General features: G+C 62.8%; 16 protein-coding genes and 4 pseudogenes. 16 read left to right on the plus strand and 4 right to left on the minus strand.

The genetic code is table 11. From position 1 onward, the window contains the following. Nucleotides 1-74: 74 nt before the first annotated feature. From HN018_RS03515 to HN018_RS03575, 13 genes are all read left to right on the plus strand, one after another. Nucleotides 75-1604 carry an ABC transporter substrate-binding protein gene (locus tag HN018_RS03515; protein ID WP_172443438.1) on the plus strand — a complete coding sequence of 510 codons (1530 nt, stop codon included), beginning with the start codon at nucleotides 75-77 and terminating at the stop codon, nucleotides 1602-1604. After that, nucleotides 1601-2593: an ABC transporter permease gene (locus HN018_RS03520; protein ID WP_204259656.1), complete on the plus strand. Its 993-nt coding sequence runs from the start codon at nucleotides 1601-1603 to the stop codon at nucleotides 2591-2593. The genes HN018_RS03515 and HN018_RS03520 overlap by 4 nt, the downstream gene beginning before the upstream one ends. Further along, on the plus strand, nucleotides 2590-3435 hold the full coding sequence (locus HN018_RS03525; RefSeq protein ID WP_172443439.1) for an ABC transporter permease: 846 nt from the start codon (nucleotides 2590-2592) through the stop codon (nucleotides 3433-3435). Before HN018_RS03520 ends, HN018_RS03525 begins: the two co-directional genes overlap by 4 nt. Beyond that, nucleotides 3432-4376, plus strand: coding sequence for an ABC transporter ATP-binding protein (locus HN018_RS03530; RefSeq protein ID WP_172443440.1), 945 nt, complete (start codon nucleotides 3432-3434; stop codon nucleotides 4374-4376). Before HN018_RS03525 ends, HN018_RS03530 begins: the two co-directional genes overlap by 4 nt. A 4-nt stretch (nucleotides 4377-4380) precedes the next feature. Further along, nucleotides 4381-5376, plus strand: a complete 996-nt coding sequence (locus tag HN018_RS03535; RefSeq protein WP_172443441.1) for an oligopeptide/dipeptide ABC transporter ATP-binding protein — start codon at nucleotides 4381-4383, stop codon at nucleotides 5374-5376. Then, nucleotides 5373-6086: an aspartate/glutamate racemase family protein gene (locus HN018_RS03540; protein ID WP_172443442.1), complete on the plus strand. Its 714-nt coding sequence runs from the start codon at nucleotides 5373-5375 to the stop codon at nucleotides 6084-6086. Before HN018_RS03535 ends, HN018_RS03540 begins: the two co-directional genes overlap by 4 nt. A gap of 35 nt (nucleotides 6087-6121) precedes the next feature. Beyond that, nucleotides 6122-7621, plus strand: a complete 1500-nt coding sequence (locus HN018_RS03545) for an amidohydrolase family protein (RefSeq protein ID WP_204259657.1) — start codon at nucleotides 6122-6124, stop codon at nucleotides 7619-7621. After that, entirely contained in the window at nucleotides 7618-8523 is a 906-nt protein-coding gene (locus tag HN018_RS03550; protein ID WP_239478989.1) for a polysaccharide deacetylase family protein, read from the plus strand. Before HN018_RS03545 ends, HN018_RS03550 begins: the two co-directional genes overlap by 4 nt. A gap of 191 nt (nucleotides 8524-8714) precedes the next feature. Then, complete coding sequence (locus HN018_RS03555) at nucleotides 8715-11213, plus strand: TonB-dependent receptor (RefSeq protein ID WP_172443443.1); 2499 nt, start codon at nucleotides 8715-8717, stop codon at nucleotides 11211-11213. Further along, nucleotides 11213-12088: an ABC transporter permease gene (locus tag HN018_RS03560; RefSeq protein ID WP_172443444.1), complete on the plus strand. Its 876-nt coding sequence runs from the start codon at nucleotides 11213-11215 to the stop codon at nucleotides 12086-12088. Before HN018_RS03555 ends, HN018_RS03560 begins: the two co-directional genes overlap by 1 nt. Then, entirely contained in the window at nucleotides 12085-12876 is a 792-nt protein-coding gene (locus HN018_RS03565; protein ID WP_172443445.1) for an ABC transporter permease, read from the plus strand. Before HN018_RS03560 ends, HN018_RS03565 begins: the two co-directional genes overlap by 4 nt. Before the next feature lies 1 nt (nucleotide 12877). Then, complete coding sequence (locus HN018_RS03570; protein ID WP_172443446.1) at nucleotides 12878-13975, plus strand: ABC transporter ATP-binding protein; 1098 nt, start codon at nucleotides 12878-12880, stop codon at nucleotides 13973-13975. Next, nucleotides 13972-15192, plus strand: a complete 1221-nt coding sequence (locus tag HN018_RS03575; RefSeq protein WP_172443447.1) for an ABC transporter substrate-binding protein — start codon at nucleotides 13972-13974, stop codon at nucleotides 15190-15192. Before HN018_RS03570 ends, HN018_RS03575 begins: the two co-directional genes overlap by 4 nt. A gap of 1330 nt (nucleotides 15193-16522) precedes the next feature. Here HN018_RS03575 and HN018_RS29340 read toward each other — a convergent pair. Continuing rightward, nucleotides 16523-16819 (minus strand): annotated as a pseudogene (locus HN018_RS29340) (transposase); the annotation flags it as partial. Between the two features lie 12 nt (nucleotides 16820-16831). Here HN018_RS29340 and HN018_RS28570 point away from each other — a divergent pair. Next, a pseudogene (locus tag HN018_RS28570) lies at nucleotides 16832-16966 on the plus strand (IS3 family transposase); the annotation flags it as partial. Nucleotides 16967-17065: 99 nt separating this feature from the next. On the opposite strand, the pseudogene HN018_RS28575 reads toward HN018_RS28570, so the two are convergent. The 3 genes and pseudogenes from HN018_RS28575 to HN018_RS03600 all read right to left on the minus strand — a co-directional run. Beyond that, a pseudogene (locus HN018_RS28575) lies at nucleotides 17066-18813 on the minus strand (Tn3 family transposase); the annotation flags it as partial. Nucleotides 18814-18849: 36 nt separating this feature from the next. After that, the gene (locus HN018_RS03595) at nucleotides 18850-19653 is read right to left on the minus strand and encodes an IS5 family transposase (protein WP_172443450.1); all 804 of its coding nucleotides are present in this window, start codon (nucleotides 19651-19653) and stop codon (nucleotides 18850-18852) included. 231 nt (nucleotides 19654-19884) lie between these two features. After that, nucleotides 19885-22827 carry a bifunctional YncE family protein/alkaline phosphatase family protein gene (locus tag HN018_RS03600; protein ID WP_204259658.1) on the minus strand — a complete coding sequence of 981 codons (2943 nt, stop codon included), beginning with the start codon at nucleotides 22825-22827 and terminating at the stop codon, nucleotides 19885-19887. Nucleotides 22828-23124: 297 nt separating this feature from the next. Between HN018_RS03600 and HN018_RS03605 the strand changes: the two genes are divergently transcribed. Both HN018_RS03605 and HN018_RS03610 read left to right on the plus strand, forming a co-directional pair. Beyond that, a complete protein-coding gene (locus tag HN018_RS03605) occupies nucleotides 23125-23844 on the plus strand; it encodes a response regulator transcription factor (protein WP_239478991.1) in 720 nt (239 codons plus the stop codon). A 154-nt stretch (nucleotides 23845-23998) separates the two neighbouring features. After that, nucleotides 23999-24935, plus strand: a pseudogene (locus HN018_RS03610) (IS5 family transposase). Nucleotides 24936-24940: the final 5 nt, after the last annotated feature.

Below are 24940 nucleotides of genomic sequence, written 5' to 3' on the forward strand. Positions count from 1 at the left end.
TTCGATGTTTTTCGTTGATCTGCAGATCGAAAGCCTTGAGCTTACGAGATGATGCAACCCCGGGGAGACGGTGCGTGTCACCACCTGCTCTGCCGACACGATCCATCCTGCTCAACCGGCGCGGCTTCAACACGACCCTTGTGGCGGCGGGGCTGCTCCCACGCTTTGCGTCGGCAGCGTCCGTTCCTCCGGTGGTAATCACCTCCGATGAAGACGTGACGACCCTCGACCCGCACTTGATCCGCAACAACCACCCGATCGGCAGCGTAATCTGGTCGCTGTTCGACAGCCTGGTACGCCGCCGCCCGGACGGCACCCATGAACCGCGGTTGGCGACCGGCTGGGCGCAGGTCTTGCCGACCGTCTGGCACTTTACGCTGCGCAGCGGCGTCACCTTCCATAATGGCGAAACGCTGGACGCTGCCGGGGTGGTGTTCAACCTGCATCGCATGAACCAAGCGCCCTGGAACGGCGAATGCCAGCTTTGGCAGCAGAGTGGGCTGGTTGTCGCCCAGGCACTGGATGCCGCGACGGTGGCGCTGACCACTGCGGCTCCCTCATCCACCTTGCTCTATTGGCTCGAGGAGGCCTTCATCGGCCCGGCCGCCTATCTGCGCGACACTCCGCCGGAGCAGGTTGGCAGTAACCCGGTCGGCTCCGGTCCGTATCGCTTTGTTTCCTGGCAGCGCGGGTCCCAGGTCAGTTTGAGAAGCAATGCGGGTTACTGGGGTGGCGCACCGCCGATCCGCGACGTGGTGTTCCGCGCAGTGCCTGAGCTTTCTGCCCGGCTTGATGAGCTGAAAGGCGGCAGCATCGACCTGCTGACCGGGCTCGACCCGGATTCAGCAGCGCTGGCTGTTTCCCCGGTGTCGGGCGTTCGGCAGGTGCGGGGTTTGCGCAAGATGCATATGGGCATCGCTCAGCACGGTATTGCGCCGTTGCGCGACCGGCTGGTTCGTCAGGCGCTGAACCACGCCGTCGATGTGCAGCTGATGGTGGACACCCTGCAGCGCGGCACAACGACTCGGTTGCTGTCGATCATTAATCCACCTCATAACGACCCGGCCCTGAAGCCCTTCGCCTACGACCCGGTGCGGGCGCGGACCTTGCTGAAACAGAGCAACCATGAAGGTTTTACTGTCGAACTCGCATTCGACGGTCGGTACGCCGATGCGCAGGAGACCTGCGAAGCAGTCGGCAGCTTTCTCGAGGCTGTTGGGCTGCGTCCGGTGCTCAAGGCTTATGAAAGCGGCCACTTCACCGAGACGCTTCGCGCGCGGGGTTTCCCTGGTTTGTATTTCCACGGCTTCGCCGCGCAGATTGAGCCTCTGGTGGAATTGATCGTGTTCACCAGCAGCGCCGTCGACAATGCCAGCGGTTATGACAGTCCCGCGGTCGATGCGGTCATGAAACAGGCATCGGAGGCGACCGATGACGACAGCCGGGCGGCCCTGGTCAGGCGGGCCGAGGGCATGATCTGGAACGACGCGCCCTGGATCTACCTCTGGTATCTGCCGGCACTGTATGGATCGAGCCATCGCCTGGACTATCTGCCGCGCCCCGACGATTACATCGAAATATATCGTGCACGGCTCACCGCGTGAGCGGGACGATACCCTCTCTGCTGCGTCGATCGCCGCGTCCACGCCGTGCGGCCTCACCGCTGCGGGCGCGCACGCTGCATGCGCTGGCAGTGCTGTTCGGGGTGAGCCTGCTCACCTTCCTTGTCGCTCACGCCACCGGTGATCCAGTAACCTTGCTGCTGCCGGCCAATGCGCCGGAGACGACGCGGACCGCGCTCGCCCACCATCTCGGCCTCGACCAGCCCCTGCCGGTGCAATACGGGCTGTTCCTGCTGCATGCGCTGCAGGGCGATTTCGGCCGCTCCTTCCTCTATGGACAAAGGGTAGCGCCACTGGTGCTGCAGACACTGCCCGCCACCTTGGCACTCGCTGCCGCCGCGTTCTGTATCGCCTTGCTGGTTGGGCTGCCACTCGGCGTGATCGCCGCATCACGTGGCGGGATAGCCAGCGTGGTGCTGCAGTCTCTGTCGATGCTCGGTCTTGCCATGCCGGCCTTCTGGCTGGGCCTGATGCTGGTGCTGGTGTTCGCAGTAGAACTGCATCTGCTGCCGGTCGACGGCTCTGGCGGCCTTTCCCATCTGGTGCTGCCTGCGCTGACCCTGTCGCTGCTGAGCCTGGCCCGTATCAGCCGGCTGGTGCGCTCCGGGATGCAGGAGGTCCTCGACCGCGACTTCATCCGGACCGCGCGAGCGCGGGGCCTGCCGGAGTGGCGTGTAGTCTGGGTGCACGGCCTGCGTAACGTGCTCGTGCCGGTCGTCACCATGGCCGGGATGGAACTGGGCGACCTGCTATCGTCTGCAGTGGTGGTCGAGGTGGTGTTCGCCTGGCCCGGGATCGGCCGCCTCTCGGTCGATGCACTGGGGGCGCGCGATTTCCCGCTGCTGCAGGGCACGGTCTTCATCGCCGGGTTGGGATTCGTGCTGATCAACCTGCTGGCCGACATCCTCTGCGTCCGGCTCGATCCGCGAATCCGCAACAGCACCGGTGCCGCCGGCGGCACCGCGCCATGACCCGCCTCCGCCGCTCGACCGCCCTGGGCGCCGCCGGTGCGACCTTGCTGGCGATCGCGGTGCTGGTTGCCGTGACAGCGCCGCTGATCGCGCCCTGGCCGCCGATGCAGATCGATCTGCGCGCCCGTTTTACTCCACCGTTCTGGGAGGAGCATGGCGCCCTTCGCCATCTGCTCGGCACCGATAATCTCGGTCGTGATATTGCATCGCGGATCATCTGGGGCGCGCGGATCTCCCTCGGAGTCGGTGTGGCAGCGGCTTTGCTGGGTGCCGTGATCGGCGGCACTCTGGGGCTTTGCGCCGGGTTCTTCGGCCGCCAGGTCGACGCGATGATCTCCTGGCTGATCGATGTGCAGCTCGCTTTCCCCTTCACCCTGTTCGCGTTGTTCCTGCTGGCGGTGTTTGGCGGCGGCCCCGGACCGGTGGTCGTGGTGCTGGCCTTGGCCACCTGGGTGAATTACGCCCGCGTCGTCCGCGCCCAGGTGATGGCTTTGCGGAGCCAGGACTTCATCCTCGCGGCCCGCGCGGTGGGCGTCCCGTCGAGGCGCATCCTGCTGCGCTATCTGTTGCCGGCTGTAGCGCCCGTCATGATGGTGGTCGGCAGCTTCTCCGCCGCGCAGGCGATTCTCACCCAGGCGGCCCTCAGCTTCCTCGGCGTTGGCGTCGATCCCTCAAGCCCGTCCTGGGGGGCGATGCTGGATCTCGGGCGCAGCTACATCCTGAGCGCCTGGTGGATGGCCACCTTCCCCGGCGTGACCATCGCGCTGGTGGTGCTGGGCGCAAACTTGCTCGGCGACTGGCTGCGAGAGCGGCTCGACCCGCTCGCCGCGTCTCGCCGATGAGCACGCTGCTGGTCGATGTGTCCGGGCTGAATGTCCAGTTCGGCGCCACGCACGCGGTGCGCGATTTCTCCCTTGTCCTCGCGGAAGGAGAATCCGTCGGGCTGGTCGGCGAGTCCGGCTCCGGCAAGAGTGCCGCCTTGCTGGCACTAATGGGGCTGCATCCGGCATCCCGTGTCCAGGTCACCGCCGAACGGTTGCGGACCGGCGGTACTGACCTTCTCTCGGCAACGGACGCGCAGCTCCGTGATATGCGCGGCGGTGTCGCCGGGCTGATCTTTCAGGACCCTCTGTCCGCACTCAACCCGCTGCTGACGGTGGGCGCGCAGGTTAGCGAAGTCCTGCGCCGGCACCGCGGTCTCTCTGCCCGTGAAGCCCGGCAGGAAGCGACCGCGCTCCTCGCTCTGGTCGGCATCACCGACGCGCAGGCGCGGCTGGCACACTACCCGCACGAGTTCTCCGGCGGCATGCGCCAGCGGGTGATGATTGCCACGGTGCTCGCGGGCCAGCCGCGCTTGCTGCTGGCTGACGAGCCAACCACCGCTCTGGACGTATCGGTGCAATCCGAGATCGTACGGCTGATCCTGCGCCTGCGTGCGGAGAGCGGCATGGGGCTGCTCTGGGTGACACATGACCTGGCGCTAATGGCCGGGATCGTCGACCGGGTGGTGGTGATGTACGCCGGCCGGGTCATGGAAACTGCGCCGGTCGACGCGCTCTATGCGCAGCCGCGTCATCCCTACACTCGGACCTTGCTGGCTAGCCTGCCACGGCTCGACCGCCCGCATCGGCCCCGCGCAGCCATGCCTGCCGAAGCCGGCGTGCCCGGCACCGGCTGTCCGTTCGCGCCACGCTGTCCGCAGCGTTTCTCTGCCTGCGACACGCTGCCGCCGCTGTTCGATGACGGTACCTCGCAGGCCGCCTGCTGGCTCCTGGAAGGCTAGAGCAATGAACGCTGCTGCGCTCGCGGAACTGGCTGGAGTCAGCGTCCGCTATCATCGCGACGGACGGCTCAGCCATGGCCTGATCGAGATCGATCTGCGGCTGGCTGCCAATACTACCGTTGCGGTGGTCGGTGAGTCCGGCTGCGGTAAAAGCACGCTGGGTCGCGTCCTGCTGCATCTGCAGCACCCGAGCGAGGGCGCTGTGCGATTCCGCGGCGAGGATTTGACGCTGCTCAAAGCTGCAGAACTGCGCCGCCGGCGCAAGGCGATGCAGATGATCTTTCAGGATCCGTTCGCCTCGCTGAATGCGCGCATGACCATCGGTGAAACATTGGCCGAGCCTCTGGTGGTGCATGGCCTGGCCCGCTGGCGCGATGCGACGCCGCGGGTTGCCGCCATGCTGGAGCGGGTCGGGCTCGATCCCGCCATGGCGGCACGCTACCCGCACGAATTTTCCGGCGGCCAGCGCCAGCGCATCGCCATTGCCCGTGCCGTGATCGCCGGCCCCGCGCTGGTGGTGGCGGACGAACCGCTCTCCGCCCTCGACATGACGGTGCAGGGCCAGATCGTGTCGCTGTTGATCTCGCTGCAGGAGGCCATGTCGCTGACCTATCTGTTCATCAGCCACGACCTGCCGCTGGTCAGGGAATTCGCCAGCCACGTGGTGGTGATGATCGGCGGCCGGATCGTCGAGGACGGGCCGCCGGATGCCGTGTTTGCCGCCCCGGCGCATCCATATACGCAACTTCTGGTCTCTTGCGTGCCGGTACCCGATCCGGCAACCGAACGCGCGCGGCAGGTTGCTGCTACCGTCACCGCCACCGCCACCGCCACCGCATCCGCAACGCGGCCGGCCGCCCCGAACCGCGCTCCGGATGCGACGGCCTGCCCGTTCCGCGACCGTTGCCCGCACGCCATGGCGATCTGCGCCACCATGCCACCGTTCCGGCGTATTGCCCCCGATCGCCATGCCGCGTGCTGGCTGTACGAAAGATCATGACCGTGCGCATCGCGCTGCTCAATCCCAACACCACCGACGCTTTCACCGCGCGACTGGGCGAGGCCTGCCGCGCGATCGCCTCACCGGACACGGTAGTGGTGGCGCGCGCGCCTGCCGTCGGCACGCCGTCGGTCGAGTGTCATGCCGATGAGGCCGTGGCAACGATCGGGCTGATGCAGCTTGCCCGCGAGGAGGAAGCACTCGGCACGGACGCTTATGTCATCGCGTGCTTTGGCGATACGGGCATTGACGCCGTGCGCGAGATCGCCAGCGGCCCGGTGGTCGGCATGACCGAGGCGGCATTGCAGGCGGCGACCACGGTGGCTGCCTTCTTCTCGATCGTAACCCTGCCACCGCGCACCATCGTGCAGGCGGAACGGGTGGTGCGGTATCTCGGGCTGTCGCATCGCTGCCGCAGGATCCGCGCGATCGACGTGCTTGTCGATGACTGCATCGCTCTCGATGAAACCCTGCTGACGGCGATGATCGTCGAATCCCGCAAGGCGCTCGACGAGGATGGGGCGGAAGCGATCGTGCTCGGCTGTGCCGGCCTGTCCGCGCTGGTCGGGCCGATGACGCAAGCGCTGGGGGTCCCGGTCATCGACGGCGTCGGCGTCGCGCTAAAAATCGCCGAGGGCCTGGTCGCCGCCGGCCTGCGCACTAGCAAGCACTGCTCCTGGGCGACGCCGCCGCGCCATTCCGTACCCTGATCGCTCTCCAACCCGAACTTCGAGGATCCGGCCTGATGAAGACCCTGTTCCGCCACGCGACTTTACGCTCCTTCGCGCCCGGTCGGCCGATCATCGAACTGGCGGATATCCTCGTGGACGGCCCACTGATCGCCGCGGTCGCCCCAGTCGGCAGCATGATCCAGGATGCCGGGACGGAAGTGATCGAGGCGGCGGGCAAGCTGGTGATGCCGGGGTTGATCAACGCGCATTTCCATTCTCCCGTAAATCATCTCAAGGGTTCTCTGGACAGCCTGCCGCTCGAGATCTTCATGCTCTATGAGAGTCCTGGCCTGCCGGGGCTGATGGCCTCGCCGCGCTGGGCCTATGTGCGTACACTGCTGGCCGCAGCCGAGATGCTGAAGACCGGCACCACCGCCGTACAGGACGATGCCTTCCTGGTGCCATTCCCGACGCCGGACGTGATCGACGCAATTCTGCAGGCCTACGCCGATATCGGTATTCGTGCACGAGTGGCACTCGATCAATCGGATCTGCCCGAGATCAGCAAGCTGCCGTTTCTCGGTGGCCTGGTGCCTGCCGAGATGCGCAGCAGCCTGGAAGCCCCGGCGGCGGCTCAAGGCGAGCAGCTGCTCGACAGCTACCGGCATCTGCTGGAGCGTTGGCATGGTGCCTGCGACGGACGCCTGCTGGCCGCCACCTCCTGCTCGGCGCCGCAGCGCGTCACCGACGACTACGTCGGTGCATTGCTCGACCTGTCCCGCGCGCATGACCTGCCATTCTATGTCCACATCCTGGAGACGCGGACACAACGCGTTCTTGGCCAGCAGCGCGGACGATCGCTGTTGCAGGAGGCCAGCGCTCGGGGAATGCTGTCGGAGCGTAGCAACGTCATCCATGCAGTCTGGATGGACGACGCCGATCTCGACACCATCGCCGCCTCCGGAGCGACAGTCGCGCATAACCCGATCAGCAACCTGCGCCTGGGCAGCGGGGTGATGCCGTTTCGACGCCTGCGCGACCGCGGTATACCGATCTGCCTCGGCACCGACGAGGCGATCGCCGATGACAGCGTCAATATGTGGGGCGTCGCCAAGATGGCCGGACTGATCCACAACATCGGAAACCCGGATTACGAAACCTGGCCGCGCGCACATGAAATCCTGGATTGCCTGATTGCGGGCGGCGCACGCGCCATGCGCCAGCAGGGCCGGACCGGCGCGATTGCACCCGGCATGCAGGCTGATCTGGTGCTGGTCGATCTCGACACGCTGGCTTTCACCCCGATGAATGATCTCGACCGCCAGCTGGTCTATTGCGAGAATGGCAGCTCGGTGCGGCTAACGATGGTTGCCGGACGGGTCGTGATGCGGGACGGCGTGCTGGCGGGAATCGACGAGGCGGCGATCCGCGCGGAAGCCCGGGAGCTGGCTCGCGAACAGGATGGCGCCGCCCAGACCGCCAGGGAGGCAGTCCCGTGGCTGCCGCATTATCGCGAGATGCATCTCCGCGCAGCGCAGACCGATGTCGGCATGATGCGCTGGGTCCCCACATGAATCGACAGGAGCTGAAAATGCTGCCTCACCATGGTCGGTATGGCTATCGCGCCATCACCGAGCGGCCGGCCTATCGATGGCCGGGCGACAAGCGCCTCGCGGTCTATGTCGCCCTCGGGGTGGAGTGCTACGCCTTTGGCGAAGGCTTGGTGGAAAACCTGGTGCCTGGCGGGGCCGCGGCGCACGACGTGCTCAATACCTCCTGGCGCGAATACGGTAACCGCGTTGGCGCCTGGCGCATCCTTGACGGGATGAACCAGCTTGGCCTGCCTTTGACCATTCTGATGAACAGCGCAGTCTATCGGGAGGCTCCGTCTCTCGCCGCCGCGTTCCGAACCAACGGTTGCGAGATCGTGGCCCATGGAAGCTCCAATTCCGACACCATGGCGGGAATGAGCGAGTCCGAAGAACAGGCCTACATCGCCAAAGTCACCGAAACGATTGGCGCGGCCGAAGGCCGACAGCCGTCTGGCTGGGCGAGCCCATGGATTGCGGAAACGCCGACGACCCCGGATGCCTTGCAGGAAGCTGGATATCGGTATTTGCTCGACTGGTGCATGGACGACCAACCTGTCTGGCTGAACACGCGCAAGGGCCGCTTGCTGTCGGTGCCCTACAGCCAGGAAATCAATGACAGCTCGACCATCATCGGCCGCATGGCCAGCGCCTCCACCTTCGCCGACATGATCGTCGATCAGTTTGACCAGCTGCTTGCCGATTCCGAGGGCCAGCCGCTGGTGATGAGCGTGATCCTGCACAGCTTCATCGCCGGCCAGCCCTTCCGGCTACGGTCAATCCTCAAAGCATTGGCACATATCGCCGCCGCCAGAGAGGTGCTCTGGCTGACCACTCCCGGCGCGATCGCTGACCAGATCTATGCCGACCCCGCCCTCGCCCCGTAGCTCGGCTTCTGTTCGTGTTGAAGAGAAACCCAATCGAAAGTCAAAGCGCAAGTCCGAGACCGGACTGCGACGTCAGCTAAAAAAACTTTGCCTTTAATCCACGCAGCCAAACACGCCGGATCGTTGGTTTCCCGATAAGCATCCCACCTTAAGCCCGATTTCTGGGCGCGACGCCTAGAATTGCATCAGATGTGCCGCCGACTTTCGAAGCTCTTTCGTTGAAAAGAAAACAGAAGGCTGGTGTAGTCGCTCAGGATGCAACGGGGGGCGATGTGGCCGGTCTTTCCAAAAAACTCGGCGTATTCGGGCCGATCATGTTGTTGTCGATTCCGGCCTCCGGTATCGCCTCGGCCCAGACTGCCGCACCGACCGCCCGTGCACAGGCGTCACAGCCGATTGCCGGCGTTCCACCGACCGGCGCGACCGCGCCCGCAAACATCAAGGCCCATGCAGCGCAGCCGTCGCAACTGGAAGAGGTGGTGGTTACCGCCAACAAACGGCGGCAGAACTCGCGCAAGATTGCTGGGAGCATTGGCGTAATCACCGGTAAGCAGCTGATTGACCATCATGTCGAGAGCTACGAAGACATTACCCGCGTGCTTCCTGGCGTGTCGTTTGCCGCCCATAACGGTCCCGGACAGGACAATATCTCGATCCGCGGCGTCAGCTCGACAGTCGGCAATCCAACCGTCGGGATCTACATCGATGAAGTACCAATCATCACGCAGAACGGCTATGAAGGTGCCGCTCAGCCCCGCATCCTCGACCTTGATCGCCTCGAGGTGCTGCGCGGCCCGCAGGGCACGCTTTATGGTGCTAGTTCTGAAGGCGGTACTATTCGCTTTATTACCAATCAGCCGAACCTCGAGAAATACGGTGCGGTAATCAATTCTGATGTTTCCGGAACCGTCCATGGCGGCGCCAACAGCGACCAGCAGCTGACCGTCAACCTTCCCGTAATCAAAGATAAGTTCGCGCTGCGTATTTCGGGCGAGTTGCTGAACAACAGCGGTTGGATCGACAATCAAAGCCTTGATGGGAACCTGACAAAAAGCGGCACCAACTATGAGCGCACAGGCGTGGTGCGGGTTACGGGCCTCATCCAGCTGGCGCCGGATTTCAGCCTGACGCCGTCTCTATACTACCAAAACCTGTTCACTGGGGATTCGCCAAATTTCTTCGAGGGTCTGGGAACTTACAGACAGAATAAGCAAGTCCGTGAATGGATCAAGGATGAGATCTATATTCCTAGCCTGACTATTCGAAAGGGAATCGGCAACTTTGCCGACCTGACGTCGATCACCAGCTACTTCCAACGTAACGTCGACCGCCAGGCGGACGGCACCGCCTTCAACAGTACAGCGTTGTCGCAATTCTATCTTGACCCGGCTTACCCGGAGCACCAGGCGCAGAACGATTCCACTCTAGGCAACTCGCCCTCGCCGGTACTGTTCCTGGATCGCTTCAAGACCGTCACCCAGGAAGTCCGCCTGGCCTCGAAAGCTAACCAGCGCCTCCGCTGGGTGTTGGGATTCTTCTATTCCGACCAGAAATGGACCCACGACGACTACGAGACGATCCCTGGTTACAGCCAGGCGTTCCAGAACATCTACGGCTTCAACGTCAATGAATCGGTGCTTGGAAGCCCTGCCAATCCGGGGTTGTGGAATAACAACGTGGTCTGGCAGGTCTATGACCATAACGAGATCAGCCAGTATGCCGGATTCGGCCAGATCGATTACGACCTCACACCGCGCCTGCATTTGAGCGCCGGCGAGCGCTACGTCTATGCGCACGAGACTTTCAGCGAGACCGGCGGCGGCTTCTTCGACCTTGGTGGGGCCGGCACTATGGGGTCGCCCTATCGTCAGTCCGCCTCATTCTCGGCTCCGACGCCAAAATTCTCTGCGACTTTTGACCTCTCGCCGCATACCAGCGTCTACTCGACGATCGCAAAGGGCTTCCGCCTCGGCGGCGCCACGACACCTAACACCAACGTGTCGTGCGTGGCCGGCCTAGACCAGCTCGGCTTCAAGAGCGCCCCGAGCACCTATGGCTCCGACCAGCTCTGGAGCTATGAGGCTGGCCTGAAGTCGCTGTTGCTGCACAATACCCTGTCGGTCAACGTAGCCGGGTATTACATCAACTGGTCGCACATCCAGGAGACCATCACGATCCCAATCTGCGGCGGCGCGTTCAACTACAATGTCGGCGACGCGGAGGCCTATGGCGGTGAGGTTGAGACCCGCTATCGCCCGCCCGCCATCCCGGGCTTGACGATCGGCGTGAATGCCGGCGCCGAGCACGCCACCATCACCAGCACCATCAATGCGCAGACAGCGGCAGTAGGCCAGAACGTACTATTTACTCCCACCTGGAGCGCGTCCGCTATCGTCGACTACTACCACGACCTTAGCCCATCGGTGACGGGCTTCATCAAGGGAGATTACGACTGGGTCGGCCCCTCCAATGGCAGCTTTACGGTAACCGACCCGAACTATCACGACCCGGCCTATGGCGTGCTCAATGCCAGCATGGGCGTCGATTTCCGCGGCTGGGAAGCGTCACTTTATGCGCAGAACCTGCTCGACAACAAAATCATTATCCAGCACCCGATCATCAACTCGGTCCCGCAATCCTACACGCTGCGCCCTGCCACGATCGGAATCCATCTCACCAAGCGGTTCTGATGGGTACGGGTCCAAACTCCACCGGGCCGGCCGGTGGGGCGCCAGCGCAGACCTGGGTTCTGGCAGCAGGATGGGGAGTGGCGGTCCTGCTGCCACTCCTATTCGGGCTGTTGCTCGCCATCATGCAGCATCGCGGCCTGCATCTACGCTGGGGCTTTACGTTTTCTGCTTATCGCAGCCTGATTGAAGCCGGCCGCATCCGTGTCGTGCTCGACACCGCCCGTATGGCAGCCATCGTCAGTGTTCTCTGCCTGCTGTTTGGTTTGCCGCTGGCACTTTGGCTGGCCCGCAACGCCCGACCCGGGCTTGCCGTGCAGATGGTCTGGCTTTGCCTCACGGTTCCATTCTTTCTAGATCCCTCGGCGCGGGGACTCGCTCTCCGGCTCATGTTGTCGGCGGGCGGACCGGTCAACAGCATGCTGCTGCATCTGCATCTTGTGCACCAGCCGGTCCGCTGGCTGCTGTTCAGCGACTTCGCCGTTGTGATTGGGCTGCTCGGCCCGTATTTCCCCAACATGGTCTGGCCAATCTATTTGTCGCTTATGCTGATCGACGAATCGCTGTTCGATGCCAGTTCCGATCTCGGTGCCAGCCCAACCCAGACGTTGCGGCTGATGGTCCTGCCGCTGGCCGTGCCCGGGATAATGGCGGGTGTGATTATGACCTTCATCCCGGCTCTCGGCGATAATGTGGTACCGGATTTGCTGGGTGGCGGCCGCACCGAATATATCGCCGACTCAGTCATGGCCTTGTCCACATCGATGAACTATGCCGGCGCTTCGGCAATGGCCACTATAGTGTTCGCACTGCTGGGCGTCCTGCTGCTGCCGACCCTGCTCCTGCGCCGGATGCTGACCCGTGCGGGGGCTGCATGAACCGCGCAGTTCCTTTCTTGCGGGTTGCGCTCCTGACCGGCGCCGCCTCAATTTTGCTGTTGATCTATCTGCCCGTATTGTGGCTGGCGCTTTTGTCGGTCAGCGGCGAGCCGCTCTCCGGCATGCCGGGCCATTTTACCACCGGCTGGTATCGCGCCCTGGCCGAAAACCGGAACTGGGTGCAGCCGACGATCCGCTCGGTGGAAATCGCGAGTTGTGTCGCGTTACTCAGCGTGCTCGGGGCACTGGCAGCCGGGCGCGGGCTGCCGTTGATGCGCCGGGCACGACAGCCACTAGTGCTTGCCTTCCTGTTGCCGCTCGGCATCCCGGGCACTGTGACCGGGCTGATGCTGTTCATCGGCTATCGCTTTATGCTCGGCATCCACATGGGGTTCTGGTCACTGGTTTTGTCGCATTTCATCTGGGCGTTTCCGTTTGCGTTGATCAGTATGCTGGTCGTCACGAATCGCTTTGATTACAGCCTGCTCGAAGCCGCCGCTGATCTAGGTGCCTCTCCCCGCCAGCGTTTTTGGCAGATCGAGTGCCCATTGCTGATGCCCGGTCTGGTCGGTGCCGCGCTGTTCGGATTCCTGCTGTCCTTCACCGAATTGCCCCGCAGCATTTTCGTGAGCGGCGCAATCCAGACCCTGCCGCTGTTCAACTGGGCGGAAGCCTCCGCTCATAGCAGCCAGGTGCCCTTGATCTTCTGCCTGAACACCCTGCTGACCGTATTAAGTACGGTCGCCTCGGTGGCGATGATCGGACTGCTTGGCCAGAGGACGCGCTGAAATGGATCAGATTATCTCCCCGCCCGCCCTGCAGGTGGACCAGCTCTCCCATGCCTATGGTCAGGTGGCCGCGCTCAATAGTATCAACCTCACCGTCGGGCGCGGCGAGCTGTTGACCATCGTCGGTCCGAGCGGCTCCGGCAAGACTAGCCTGCTACGCATTTTGGCTGGTTTCGAGATCCCCAATCGCGGTGGTCGCCTGCGCATTGGCGGCGTGGACATGTTAGAACGCCCGCCGAACCAGCGGCCGGTGGCAACCGTGTTCCAGCACTACGCGCTGTTCCCGCATCTCAGCGTCGGCAAAAATGTCGAATACGGTTTGCTCGTGCGTGGCGTGGCAAAGGCGCAGCGCCGTGCACGGGCAGCGGAAGCGCTCGAGATCATGCGGCTTCCCGGCCGGGAGCAGCGGCGTATCAGCGAGCTCAGTGGCGGCGAGCGTCAGCGCGTTGCCTTTGCGCGAGCCTTGGTAACGGATCCGGAAATCCTGCTGCTAGACGAGCCGATGGGTGCGCTGGACGAACCTCTTCGCCGCGCGCTGGAAGCCGAAATCCGAGGACTGCAGCGCAAGCTTGGCACCACCGTCATCCAGGTCACGCATGGGCGCGAGGAAGCTCTGGCGATGAGTGATCGGTTGGTGGTGCTGAGGGGCGGACGGGTTGAGCAGGACGCATCGCCGAGGACTGTGTTCGAACGCCCGGTCAGCCGTTTTGTCGCCGGTTTCATGGGCCTGACCAACCAGCTGACCGGCCGGATCGTCTCAGGCGGTAGCCGACACGTCACCATCGAGACCGGTCACGGACGGCTCGACGGCCAATGGAGCGGCCTGAGCCCCGCGGAGCTTGGCGCCGCCGCATTCCTGGCGGTTCATCCCGAGAAGCTCTCGCTCGATCTGGACGACGCCTGCAGCAACCAGCTGCAGGGCCGCGTCGTGCAGGCCCTCTATCAAGGTCTTGGCAGCCGAGTTGAACTGGAAACCGACTTCGGTTCGTTCATCGTCGTGTCTGATCGTATCGAACCGCTTACGGGCACCGTCCATCGCTTCGGCTGGAACGCCGAGAATTGCGTGATCGGAAGCCTTGACGCCGATGTGAATGGATGACCCAGACCATGGCAGATTTGCTCTCCCGCACCGAGATTGGCCGGGTGGTACCGCTCCACCGCCGCCAGTTCCTGCGCAACGGCGCGTTGGCGCTGACCGCGCTGTCCGGGGGCATCGCCTTGCCTGACCGGCGTTTCCGCGCTGACGCAGCAACACCAGATAATGTGGTGCGCGTACTCGGGGTTTCGACCGGGGCTTTAACCGACTGGAGCGAGTTTGAGAGAGCCACCGGTCTGAAGATGGAGTGGACCCCGGCGTCAGACGATGTCGGGCTGTTCCTGCATGACATGATCGCGGGCGATGCGGGCGAGCGCTACGACCTCGTCACCTGCCTGAGTGGAAGCTTTGCGCCGTTGGTGGACCAGGATCTGCTGATGCCAATCGATCTCGGCCGGCTGAAGAACTGGACCAACCTGCAGGGCTTTGTGTCCGGTGTAACCCCGAAGGCGCCAGGCGTGAACAAGGCCTGGGGCGTGCCCTATCACATGAATGCAGACAGCTTCCTGTATGCGCCGAGGCGCCTGGGGGTACCGGATGCACCGGAAGAGATTTCCTGGAAGCTGATCTATGACGATCCGCGCACTAAGGGCCGGGTTGCCCTCGACAACGAGATCTATGCTTTAATATGCGCCTCGATTTACGTAAAGGCGCATAAGCTGGCTGAGATCGACGACCTTGCCAACATGACCACCAGCGAGTGTCGCTCGGTGGCAGATTTCCTGATCGAGCGCAAACAGGCCGGTCAGTTTCGCACCTTTTACAAATCCTATGACGAGCAGCTGCAACTGCTGCTGGGCGGCGAGGTGATCGCCGAGTCCGGATGGGAACCGGTGGCGCGCGAAGCACAGCGACATCATGACGACGTTGCCTATGCCTATACTGTCGAGGGCTACGACAAGTGGGCGCAGAACCTGATGGTTCCGGCTCAGGTTGCCGATCGCAAAAGCACCGACAAAGTGCACGCTACTATCGACTGGATGCTGTCGGGCGCCTATGCGGCGGAGTTATCGACGCGAGAAGGCTACATGACGCCCCGGCTTGATCTCGGTCTCACCTATGCTCAGGAGCACGGCTGGGGTGCCGATCGCATCACCGTCATTCGCCAGGTGATCGACAAGGGTACCGCCAAGCTTTCGAAGCCGCTGTTCTGGGATCCCGGCTATTTCACCAACTTCGCCAGCTACCACACCGAGATGGCTCGCTTCCGAAATGCCTGACGGAGGTCGCAGGACGGCTATGGCAGAGCCGGATGACTGCAGCGCGACACTGGAACAGAACACGGTCTGGAACTTTACCCAGGTCACCTGAACCCGAGTTGGGTGCCGGACGACCTTCATCACGAGACAAGCGTCCGGCATTCCCGCCATTAGCAGACCGACCTGACATTCGAGATCAGCGTTAAGAGCTTGATCCAAGCCAAATGCAAAGAAAACCGATTTCTAAGATGCTGACCAGCATCAGGCTCCATTGACCACAGGGTTCGTATGGGAGGAGGTAGTGTTGGTTGATCAGGCTTAATGCATTGGATGCTGGACCTGCGCAGGAAAACGAGCCATTTCGGCAGCTTATTACTATGGATTCGTAACTGACGCTTTCCGGGATCGGAATGAGCCGGTGAGATTCAACATTTGAACAGCCTCGCGAGCCCGAGCAACTTCAGCTGGATTGCCTTGAGGTCGGTATTCCGAATTCCTGCAATCAAACTGCTGGCGTGGCGTGACATCGGTCAGTTCGATAAAGCCAAGTGCTATGGCACTAGTTTTAGAGGATTGAGCTTCGGCACCTGCACACGCTGCTGATGCCAGTAGCAGGACGAGCCCGCGGTAAGTCCCCCACTAAGACTTCATCGTTATCCACAGTGTTGAGGGGGAACGCTACGAATGTAGGCTACGAAGATCCCACTAGCAGAGGCGTCAGACGGTACGATTAAGCGATGGCTTAACCAAGACGAGGAGGGGTGGATGCGAAGACCTCCTTCAAATTTGGCACGAAATAGTTGAGTTGCGGCTGATCGGGTTACGATTGGCCGCAATCCAATGCGCTTGGCAGACTATACTCTATGCGGGTATAAGTAGGATAACGTGGTCCCGCCTGCTGTTCATGCTGTATGCGGCAATCACCAGTGCGCGTTCTCTGGATGCCCGCACGAGCACCAACCGCCTTGGCCCATACTGAACGCTGTGCATCTATTGCAAATCCCGCAAGGACCCGTCCCGAGCCGGGTCTCATCATATCGCTGGGCGACGGAGCAGAACTCTGAAAAGTTCGTGACAATTTCGTTACACCCTTCCTTACACTCAAACATGTTCAGACTCCGCGTGCTGTTTTCAAACTCCCAATCGATCGTGCCCCACCTTAGTTTTTAGATGCAAGTTAAGTCCGGAACCGGACGTGAGATTTGTTTGACCGTGGCGGGGATACATCTACCCTCAGCATAGATCGGGATCACTCATTGTAAGGAGCTGCTCGAGCGAGGCGTCGACCGTCTGCCATACGAGCCGCTGGCTCGGCCAGCTTCCAAGGGCCTCAGAGGTTTACCAGGGCCTGTTAGCACCTGATCCGGTCGCATGTGGCTGCGAGGCGGGAGATGCTTTTGAAGGAGCGTGCAGTTTTTTTACAGCGTGTAGCGACTGCGCGCCATTCCTTCAGTCTTTTCCACACCCGTTCAACCGGATTGCGGTTCGTGTGAGATCAATAAGGGACAGGAAAGCGTCTCCCCGTTCCGGCGATTTGGATCAAGGGGCGGGCGCCCAGGCTCCAGACGTGCTCACGGAAGTCGTGGCTGCTGTAGCCCCGTTCGGCGACCACCCACTTCGGAACGCCAAGCAGCTTGTCCAGCAGCGGGTGAAACGAAAGGGCATTCGGCTGAACCAAAAGAAGTTGTTCCGGCTCTACCAGCAGGAGAGACTGGGGGTACGCAAGCGGGGCGGTCGGAAGCGGGTATTGGGCACCCGATCGCCGATGGACTTGCGGGAGGCGCCGAACCAGCGCTGATCGCTCGACCTCGTGTCGGACGCTCTCAACAACGTATTAGGGGTCACTACACGAAAGATAATTTTATGTACGCTAGCCAAGAACGGATGTAGAACTCTACGCTGCCAACAGCGACTGGGGCCGACGTAGAGGCTTGAGACCGCTGCGCTCGGGCTCAGCCTCTCCAGGCCAGATGTAATCACCGGTCAGGCTGATGTGCTCCCAGCCAAGCGGTGCAATATGCCTCTTGAGTTCCTGTGGCACGGTCGCCCCGAGCCTCGTAAATGCTTCGTTGGGGTAGCGGGTGTTCCACATGATGATGGCCGCAATCAAGAGGTTCAGCCCTGATGCTCTAAAGGCCTGACTTTCGAATTGTCGATCACGCAATTCGCCAAGCCTATTGAAGAAGACCGCGCGGGCCAGCGCGTTACGGGCCTCGCCCTTGTTCTGGCCAACCTGGGCGCACCGGCGCATGTCGCGACTGAGGATCCAGACAAGAGTGAACACGGTGCGCTCGAGGCGCCCGACGTCACGAAGTGCGACGGCCAGACCGTTCTGGCGTGGATAAGCAGCCAGCCTTCGAAGCATCGGCGAAGCGCTCGTCGTGCCCGCGCGAATGGAGACAGCGAGGCGCCCGAGCTCGTCCCAGTTTGCCTCCATGTGCCTGATGTCGAGCACGCCGCCCACCAATGGCTCGATCATCGGGTCGACCGTCATGCCGGGTAGCAGATAGATGCGCCGGTCTTTGATGTCTCGCAGGCGGGGGGCGAACCGGGAGCCAAGGAACAGGCAAAGGGCTAATGAGTGGTCGGTCGCACCGCCCGTATCAGTGCAGTGCTCGCGGATCTGCAGGCCCGATCGATGCGACAGCAGGCCGTCCAGGACATGCAGCGCCTCGGACGCGGCGGCCGCGATCACCTTGGTGTGAAACGGCCCAACTGGTCCGAGATGTGTATGTAGAAGGCAACCCCGGGCTCACTGCCATGGCGAGCGCTTATGTCACCCAGGCCGCTCCCCTGACTGCCCGATCGGAAATACTGCCCGTCCGATGACGAGCGGGAACCGTCTCCCCAGACGGTGGAGAGCGGCAAGGTCCGATAGGTATCGACAAGACGGGCGAGGGCGGCAGCGTAGGTCTCCTCACGGATATGTCAGTCATGCACCCAGGCGAGTCGGCGGGACGTGACACCGCTGCACGTCTCGGCCATCCGCGTCAGGCCCAGGTTGATCCCGTCAGCCAGCACAGTGGCCAAAAGCGCTGTGCGGTCCTCTGCGGCTCGACCGGTGCGCTGGTGCGTAAAGCGCGCCGAGAAGTCAGTCCAGCGGTCGACTTCCATCAGCAGGTCCGTGATGCGGATCCGTGGAAGCAGGTCGTAGGCCGCGTTTCTGGCGACGCCGGCCTCGGGTGGCGTCGTCGCCTTGAGCGGGGTGATCTTCAACTCACCACCGTCTAGACGCGCGTCGGGGAGCTGCCCGATCCGGGCTAGTGCGGTCACCATGACGAGCTTGCCGTGGGGCAGCATCTGACGGTCCTCCAGATGTGTTCCCCAGAGCGATGAGACCGCGATCGGCAGCGGTCCGTTTGCCTTCATCAGATCGAAGCTCGGTCGCGGGATCAGCGCATTATCAAAGGACTGGTCGTGCTGACTGCCCTCGACCCAGATGTCTCCGGCGCGCAGGCGATCGCCAAGCTCGGACAGGACGCAGAGCTCGTAAGGCCGACGATCGATCTTGCCATTCGGCATTACGAAACTGCGCCACGAGCGTCTGATAAAACCGGTCGGGGCGGTGTCGGGCAGGCCACGCCGTCGTGTCTGCCAGATCTCTCGCAGAATGCCGATGGCTTCGAGCAGGCTCGCCGAACTCCGGTGCACGTACCTCATCGGGACTAAGAGCGCCTTTCAAAACCTCTTCTGCAGCGTGTTGAAGCAGATCAATGAGCAGGCGAGAGCGGTGAACGCGTGGTGGATATCGCTTCTGCGCTCGTAGCGCGTGACGAGGCGGCGGTAGCGGTTGATCCACGCGAAGGTCCGCTCGATGACCCACCTGTGTCGGCCCAGCTTCTGGCTGGTCTCGACGCCGCGCCGGGCGATGCGGGGTGAGATCCCACGGCTGCTGCAGGCCTGGCGGCACCGTCGGTGATCATGGGCCTTGTCGGCGTGCAGCTTGTCCGGCCGGTGTCGTGCCCGGCCCGGCTTGCCGCCGATCGCCAGGATGCTGTCGAGCAGTTCCTCGAACGGCATGCTGTCGTTGGTGTTGGCGCCGGTCAGGATGAAGGCGAGCGGGATGCCGCTCCGGTCCGTGACGAGATGGCGTTTCATGCCGAGCCTGCCCCGATCGGTCGGGTTTGGCCCTGTCTTGTCGCCCCCCTTTTTTGCAGCCAGCGATGCGCTGTCCAGGCAGGCCCGGCTCCAGTCGATCCGGTCGGCCGCCCGCAGCCGACGCAGCGGTTCGCGGTTTAGTGCATCCCACACGCCCGCCTCTTGCCGATCCCGCAAGCGACGCCAGCACGTGATGCCCGAGCCGCACCCCACCTCGAGCGGTAGCATCGCCCGCTGGATGCCGGTCCGTAGCACGAACAGGATCCCGGTCAGCGCCGCCCGATCCGGTACCCGCGGCCTGCCGCCCCGCGGTCGTGGCGGAGGCACGGGCAGCAACGGCTCGATGATCGACCAGAGGGCGTCGGAGACGAGCGCAGAAGCCATGTCTCCTCATGAATCAGATCGCCAGGCAGTACAAGGTTTTGAAAGGCGCTCTAAGTCGCCATCGCCGTCAGCGCACTTAATCGCATGATCCGAACAGCCAAGCCCGTATCGGTTCGGGCATCCCAACGTTACCTGCTGGTAGGGCGGTCCAAACCCTGTAGACGATCCATGCACCAACGCCAGTCGAACCGCATTGCGGTCCGACTGGCCGTCTTAAGCCCGTCGACGTGATCAGTCGTCTTTATCAACCACAGAACTGGCGGCGATCCGCGGGTAGGCGACGCCCGGCCTGGTGCCCTCCCAAAGCACCCGATTGAACAGCGCCGTCGGCACCCGGTCCTCAACCGAGAAGTCGAAACCGGCAGTCTTTTTCGCCCACCACGCGGCGTCGTGTAATGGCCGGATGTCTGGTCCGGCAGCATAGCGGATTCCGGTCTGGTTGGCGGCGACGAGCGTCGTTGTCTTGAGGATCGTCGATGCCGTGGCGGTGTAGGACCAGTCGCCAGAGCCGGAGATATCGAACACGTCGGCCATCGGCGCCGCATTGGCGGTCAGCAGGCTGATATGCGCGGTACCCAGGATATCCTCCATGGTGCGCAGCATGTTGACCTGATTGTAACGGGTGCTGACGACGGCATGCTGCCTGACGTAGGCGCCGGCGACGTAGGCGGTAGCGCGATGGCTGTCGACATGGTCCGGCCCATCCTGGCTGTCGTCCTCGATGACAAACACCAGCGTACTTTTTGCAAACGGGCTTTCGCTGACGGTCTGCAGCACGCGGCCGATGGCCAGGTCGTTATCGGCCTCCTGGGTTTCCGGCGTATTCACGCCGGCCAGCGCGGTCGCAAAGTTGCCTGTATGATCGTGGCTGAGGCGAACGGTTTCGAAGGCGGGCAGATTATTGTCATGCACATAGTGCCTGAACTCGCGCTTCCACTCGTTGACGTTCCACTGGTCGGAGAAGTTCTGGTCGAAGCCCCGGAAGTAGAGGTCGGTATTGCCCTGCAATGCCGGATGCAGCTCGGCAACCTGCTGGATGCCGGCGGCGCCGGCGTTTGTGATGGGCTGGCCGTTCAGGGTTGTCGGGCCGATATTGTTGACCATGAAACCATAGTTGCGAACGCTCAGACCGGCCTTGATCGCAGCGACAAAAATGTAGCCGTTCTGCTGGCCTGGCTCGTCGCCGAAAACGGTGTCGGTCGCGGCGATATCGGACGGGCCGGGAAGCAGATTGGCGGTTCCCCCGGGCAGGAGCGCGGACAGCGTGTTATAGTTGTAGACGGTGCCGTTGACCGTGGTGGGCGCCACTGCGTCGACGCGCGCGGCATCGGCGACGCCGACCGGCACGTTGCGGTTCGAGCCTTCGGTCTCGTAGGAAAGCCCACGGTTGACATAGGCGTAGTTCTGCTGCTGCGTCACTTCCTCGTCGTTGGTGATGCGGCCGCGCATCGACCACGACCAGCCATCCATGCTGCCGTCCGCCGGATCGAAGAAATTGTCGAGCGTCACGTACTGGCGCGAGATCCTGTGGAAGTTCGGGGTGATGTCCCGGCCGAACTGGACCAGCGACGGGTCGGCGTTGGCGCCGTTCTTGAGATCGCCGAGGATCTGATCAAACGTGCGGTTCTCCTTGATGATGTAGATGACGTGTTTGATGCGCCGCCTCAGGAACGACATCACCTGCCTGTCAGCAGCCGGCACCCTGGCAGAGTAGCCGTTGTTCTTCGCGACCTGTTCGGTCAGATCGATCAGTTGCTGAGCGTCCGGCGTCGGCGCGCTGATTAGCGAAGCCTGCTCGAGCTGAAACTGATACTGGTTGGCGGCATTGGACGCGGCGGCGGCGATCGTGTTGGCCGCGAGGATGCCGGCCGGGTTATTGCTGTAGCCCGGTGGGATCGGGGCAAATGCCTTGTACTGGATAGAGCCGGTGTTGGTCATCAGGTTGGCGGGATTGGGGCCGGTGTTGCTCTTGCCATTGATGATGTACATCTGGCGGCCATCCGTGCTGAAGGCGATGTCCTTCGGCGCGTAGGCGGTCGGGATCAGGCCGGTCACGCTCAAAGCCTGGCTGCCGGTCAACGGCACGACCGCGATGTTGTTGGCGCCGTTGTTGACGACATAGAGCGTCTTGCTGTCCGGGGACAGGGTTACGGCATACGGTGCAGCGCCGGTATAGCGGGGTCCTTTGAGCATTCCGGCCGGGGCGCGGACATCGATTTCGCGTAGGAGGCTGTTGCTGGCGACGTCGATCAGGCCAACACGATCCTGGTTATCCTCGGCGACAAACAGCACGCCGTCCCGCAACACCATGCCGTATGGGTTGCCCGAAAGCTTGATCCGCTTGACCAGGCGGCCTGCGGTGCCGGAGATGTCGACAACGACGATCTCGCGATCCCGGGTCGAGGACACGTAGGCGTCGTTACCGTTGATCGCGACCGCGAACGGATATTCGCCGCCGGCCACACCGTTGGTGCCGCTGGTGTTGAACGGACGCAGATCAAAGTCGAACCTGATCCGGGCACTCGCAACGTCGCCTACGGTAATCGAGTCGTTATAGTTGTTCGCAGCAACCAGCGTCCGGCCATCGGCCGAAATCGCGAGGCCGATGGTTTCCGGCTTGACCAGAAGGCCCAGTCCGCCCGAACCGGCCTGAGCGTGGCCAAGCGGGACGGTTTTCGTGAGGGAAAAGACGCCGTCGTTTTTCGTATAGGCGTAGACGGCGTCGTCGGATCCGCCGGCGGCGAACAGGATGTTGCCATCAGGCGACCAGACCAGCCCACGATTGGCATTCGGCTGCTTCAGCACCTGGACCAGGGATGGCCGGCGCGCGTTGCTGCCGCTGATGTCGTAGATGAAGATATACTGAGTCGAATTGGCGGTATCGGTGACGCCGCTCGCATTGTGCAGGGAGTTCTGGCCGCCGGTGACAATCGCCAGGCTTTTTCCATCCGGGCTGACTGCCTCGAGCAGCGCCTCGCTGGCGATGAAGTTCGGGTAGTCAGGCAGCTTCGGGTTCAAGAGCTGTTGCTCGGCACCCCGGATGGCCAGCGGGGTAATGTAAAGGTTGGTCGGCAATTCAACCCCTCTCGGGGTCGCATCGGCGACCGTCGCGAACGACAGGGCGCTGGTGGCGAAGAGGGCGGTCCGGAGCCTTTGGCTCAAACGGATGGGCATGGGCATTCTCCTTTGCTGGCGCGCCGGCTTGTCACGGGTGTCGGCACGGATCATCGTGTCAAAGACTACAGTTCGGGATCTGATGGTCGGCCGGTCGCGGCGGGGACTGGACGATGAAGCGCACGGATTGACTGGCAACAAGGCGGTTTGGCCGCGCTTTCATAAAACTGTCTCCGAATCCCATCGGTTGAGACCATAGGATATTTGCCTGACGGAACGCTGACGGTACGGTCGCACTGGGCGCCTCGGCGTACGATGTCATATAAACTTCGCGGTTGACGCCGCAGGACCAGGTGCGTGACACGACCGATGCGGATATTGCTGATCGAGGACCATGCCACACTTCGGGAGATGCTGAGCGCGCATCTTCGCCATATAGGCTTTGCTGTGGATGTCATGCCGACGGGTCGTCTGGCGTTGGCGGCGGCGGCGGCGGCACCCTACAACGCCATCGTGCTCGATCTCGGTCTACCTGACATGGACGGCATGGCCGTGTTGGAGGAATTGCGTGGCAGTGCGAATGCCGATGCCGCCGTGCTCATCCTGACCGCCCGGGGTGGACTGGAAGATCGGGTTGCCGGTCTGGACGCAGGTGCCGACGATTATCTCCTCAAGCCATTCGATCTCCCGGAGTTCGACGCCCGGCTACGGGCGGTGATCCGCCATGGCGCAAGTCGGGCGGCTGACCGCGGACGGTTGCTAAGGTTCGGCGATCTGGCCTTCGACGCGGTCTCTCGCGAGGCTCAGGCGGGACCGCTGAAGTTATCTCTGACGCGTCGCGAGCGCGCGCTGCTCGAGGCCTTGCTTGAAGCCGGCGGCCGTACGGTGCAGCGGGATGCTATCGAAGGCCGTCTCTATAGCTTCAACGAGCCCGTCGGCAGCAATGCACTCGAGGCTGCCGTTTCACGACTACGTCGTCACCTTGCAGACGCCGGGTCCAACGTCACGGTGGAGAACCTGCGCGGTGTAGGCTATCGCCTGCTGGCGTTCGAGCCGCATGCGGATGAGACCACGTGACGTGGCACCGCAGCCTGCGTGCCCGGTTTATCGTTTCGATCAGCATCGTTCTCGGCTTCGTCTGCATACTGGTGACGGTTGCGCACTAACTGGGCGTTGGTGCATGGATGCAGGAGGTAGCATCGCCTGAGTAGCCCGGCTACGCCGCCATCGCATCCCGAAGCAGCGCAGGCAGGTAACGAACTGGCCGGCCTACGAGGCAGGCCTGCGGCAGCGTGGCGACCTGACCATCTGGCTGGACGAGGCTGCGCTGTCGGGCTGGAACACGCCGCGCAGGACGACACGAAGTGGCCAGCCGCCCTACACGGACCTGGCCATCGAGTTGGTGCTGAAGCTGCGGCTGGTCTTCCATCTGGCGCTGCGCCAGGCCGAAGGCTTCGCCCGTTCGGTACTGCGCCTGCTGGGCCTGGACCTTTCTGTGCCGGACCATACCACGCTCAGCCGCCGCAGCCGGGCGTTCGCCGGTCGGCAACCGCGTTCCGCACAATGCGGCGGGCCAGTCCATGTCGTGCTGGACAGCACCGGATTGCAGACGTTGGCCAGGGCGAGTGGGATGGCGAGAAGCACGGCCGAACACCGCGGCGATGGCGAAAGCTGCATCTGGTCGTCGCTGCTGAAACCGGCGAGATCGTAGCGCACGTCCTGACCGATCCGATTTCGGTGACATCACCGCCGTCCCTGTCCCGCTCGCGACGGTTGAGGGATAGATCGCCAGCGTAATCGCTGACGGCGCCTATGACGGCGCGTCCGTCTACCGGGCGGCATCTCCGCGCCAGCGCGATCCGCCACCTGACATCGTCATCCCGCCGCTTGCGTCCTCGATGATCAACGACAACAAGACCTATGCCGCGACAGCCCGGGATCGTCATGTCCGATACATTGTTGAGAGGAGCCGCATGGCCTGGCAGAAGGCAACCGGGTACGGGCGCCGCAGCATCGTGAGAACCGCGATCGGCCGCTACAAGCACGGCATCGGTGCGAAACTGCGAGCCAGATCAGCCGATGGCCAGCGGGGCTAAGTCGCCATCGCCGTCAGCGCACTTAATCGCATGATCCGAACAGCCAAGCCCGTCTCGGTCCGTCAGAACTGATCCTC

This window comes from Lichenicola cladoniae (assembly GCF_013201075.1).
GTDB classification, from domain to species: Bacteria; Pseudomonadota; Alphaproteobacteria; order Acetobacterales; family Acetobacteraceae; genus Lichenicola; species Lichenicola cladoniae.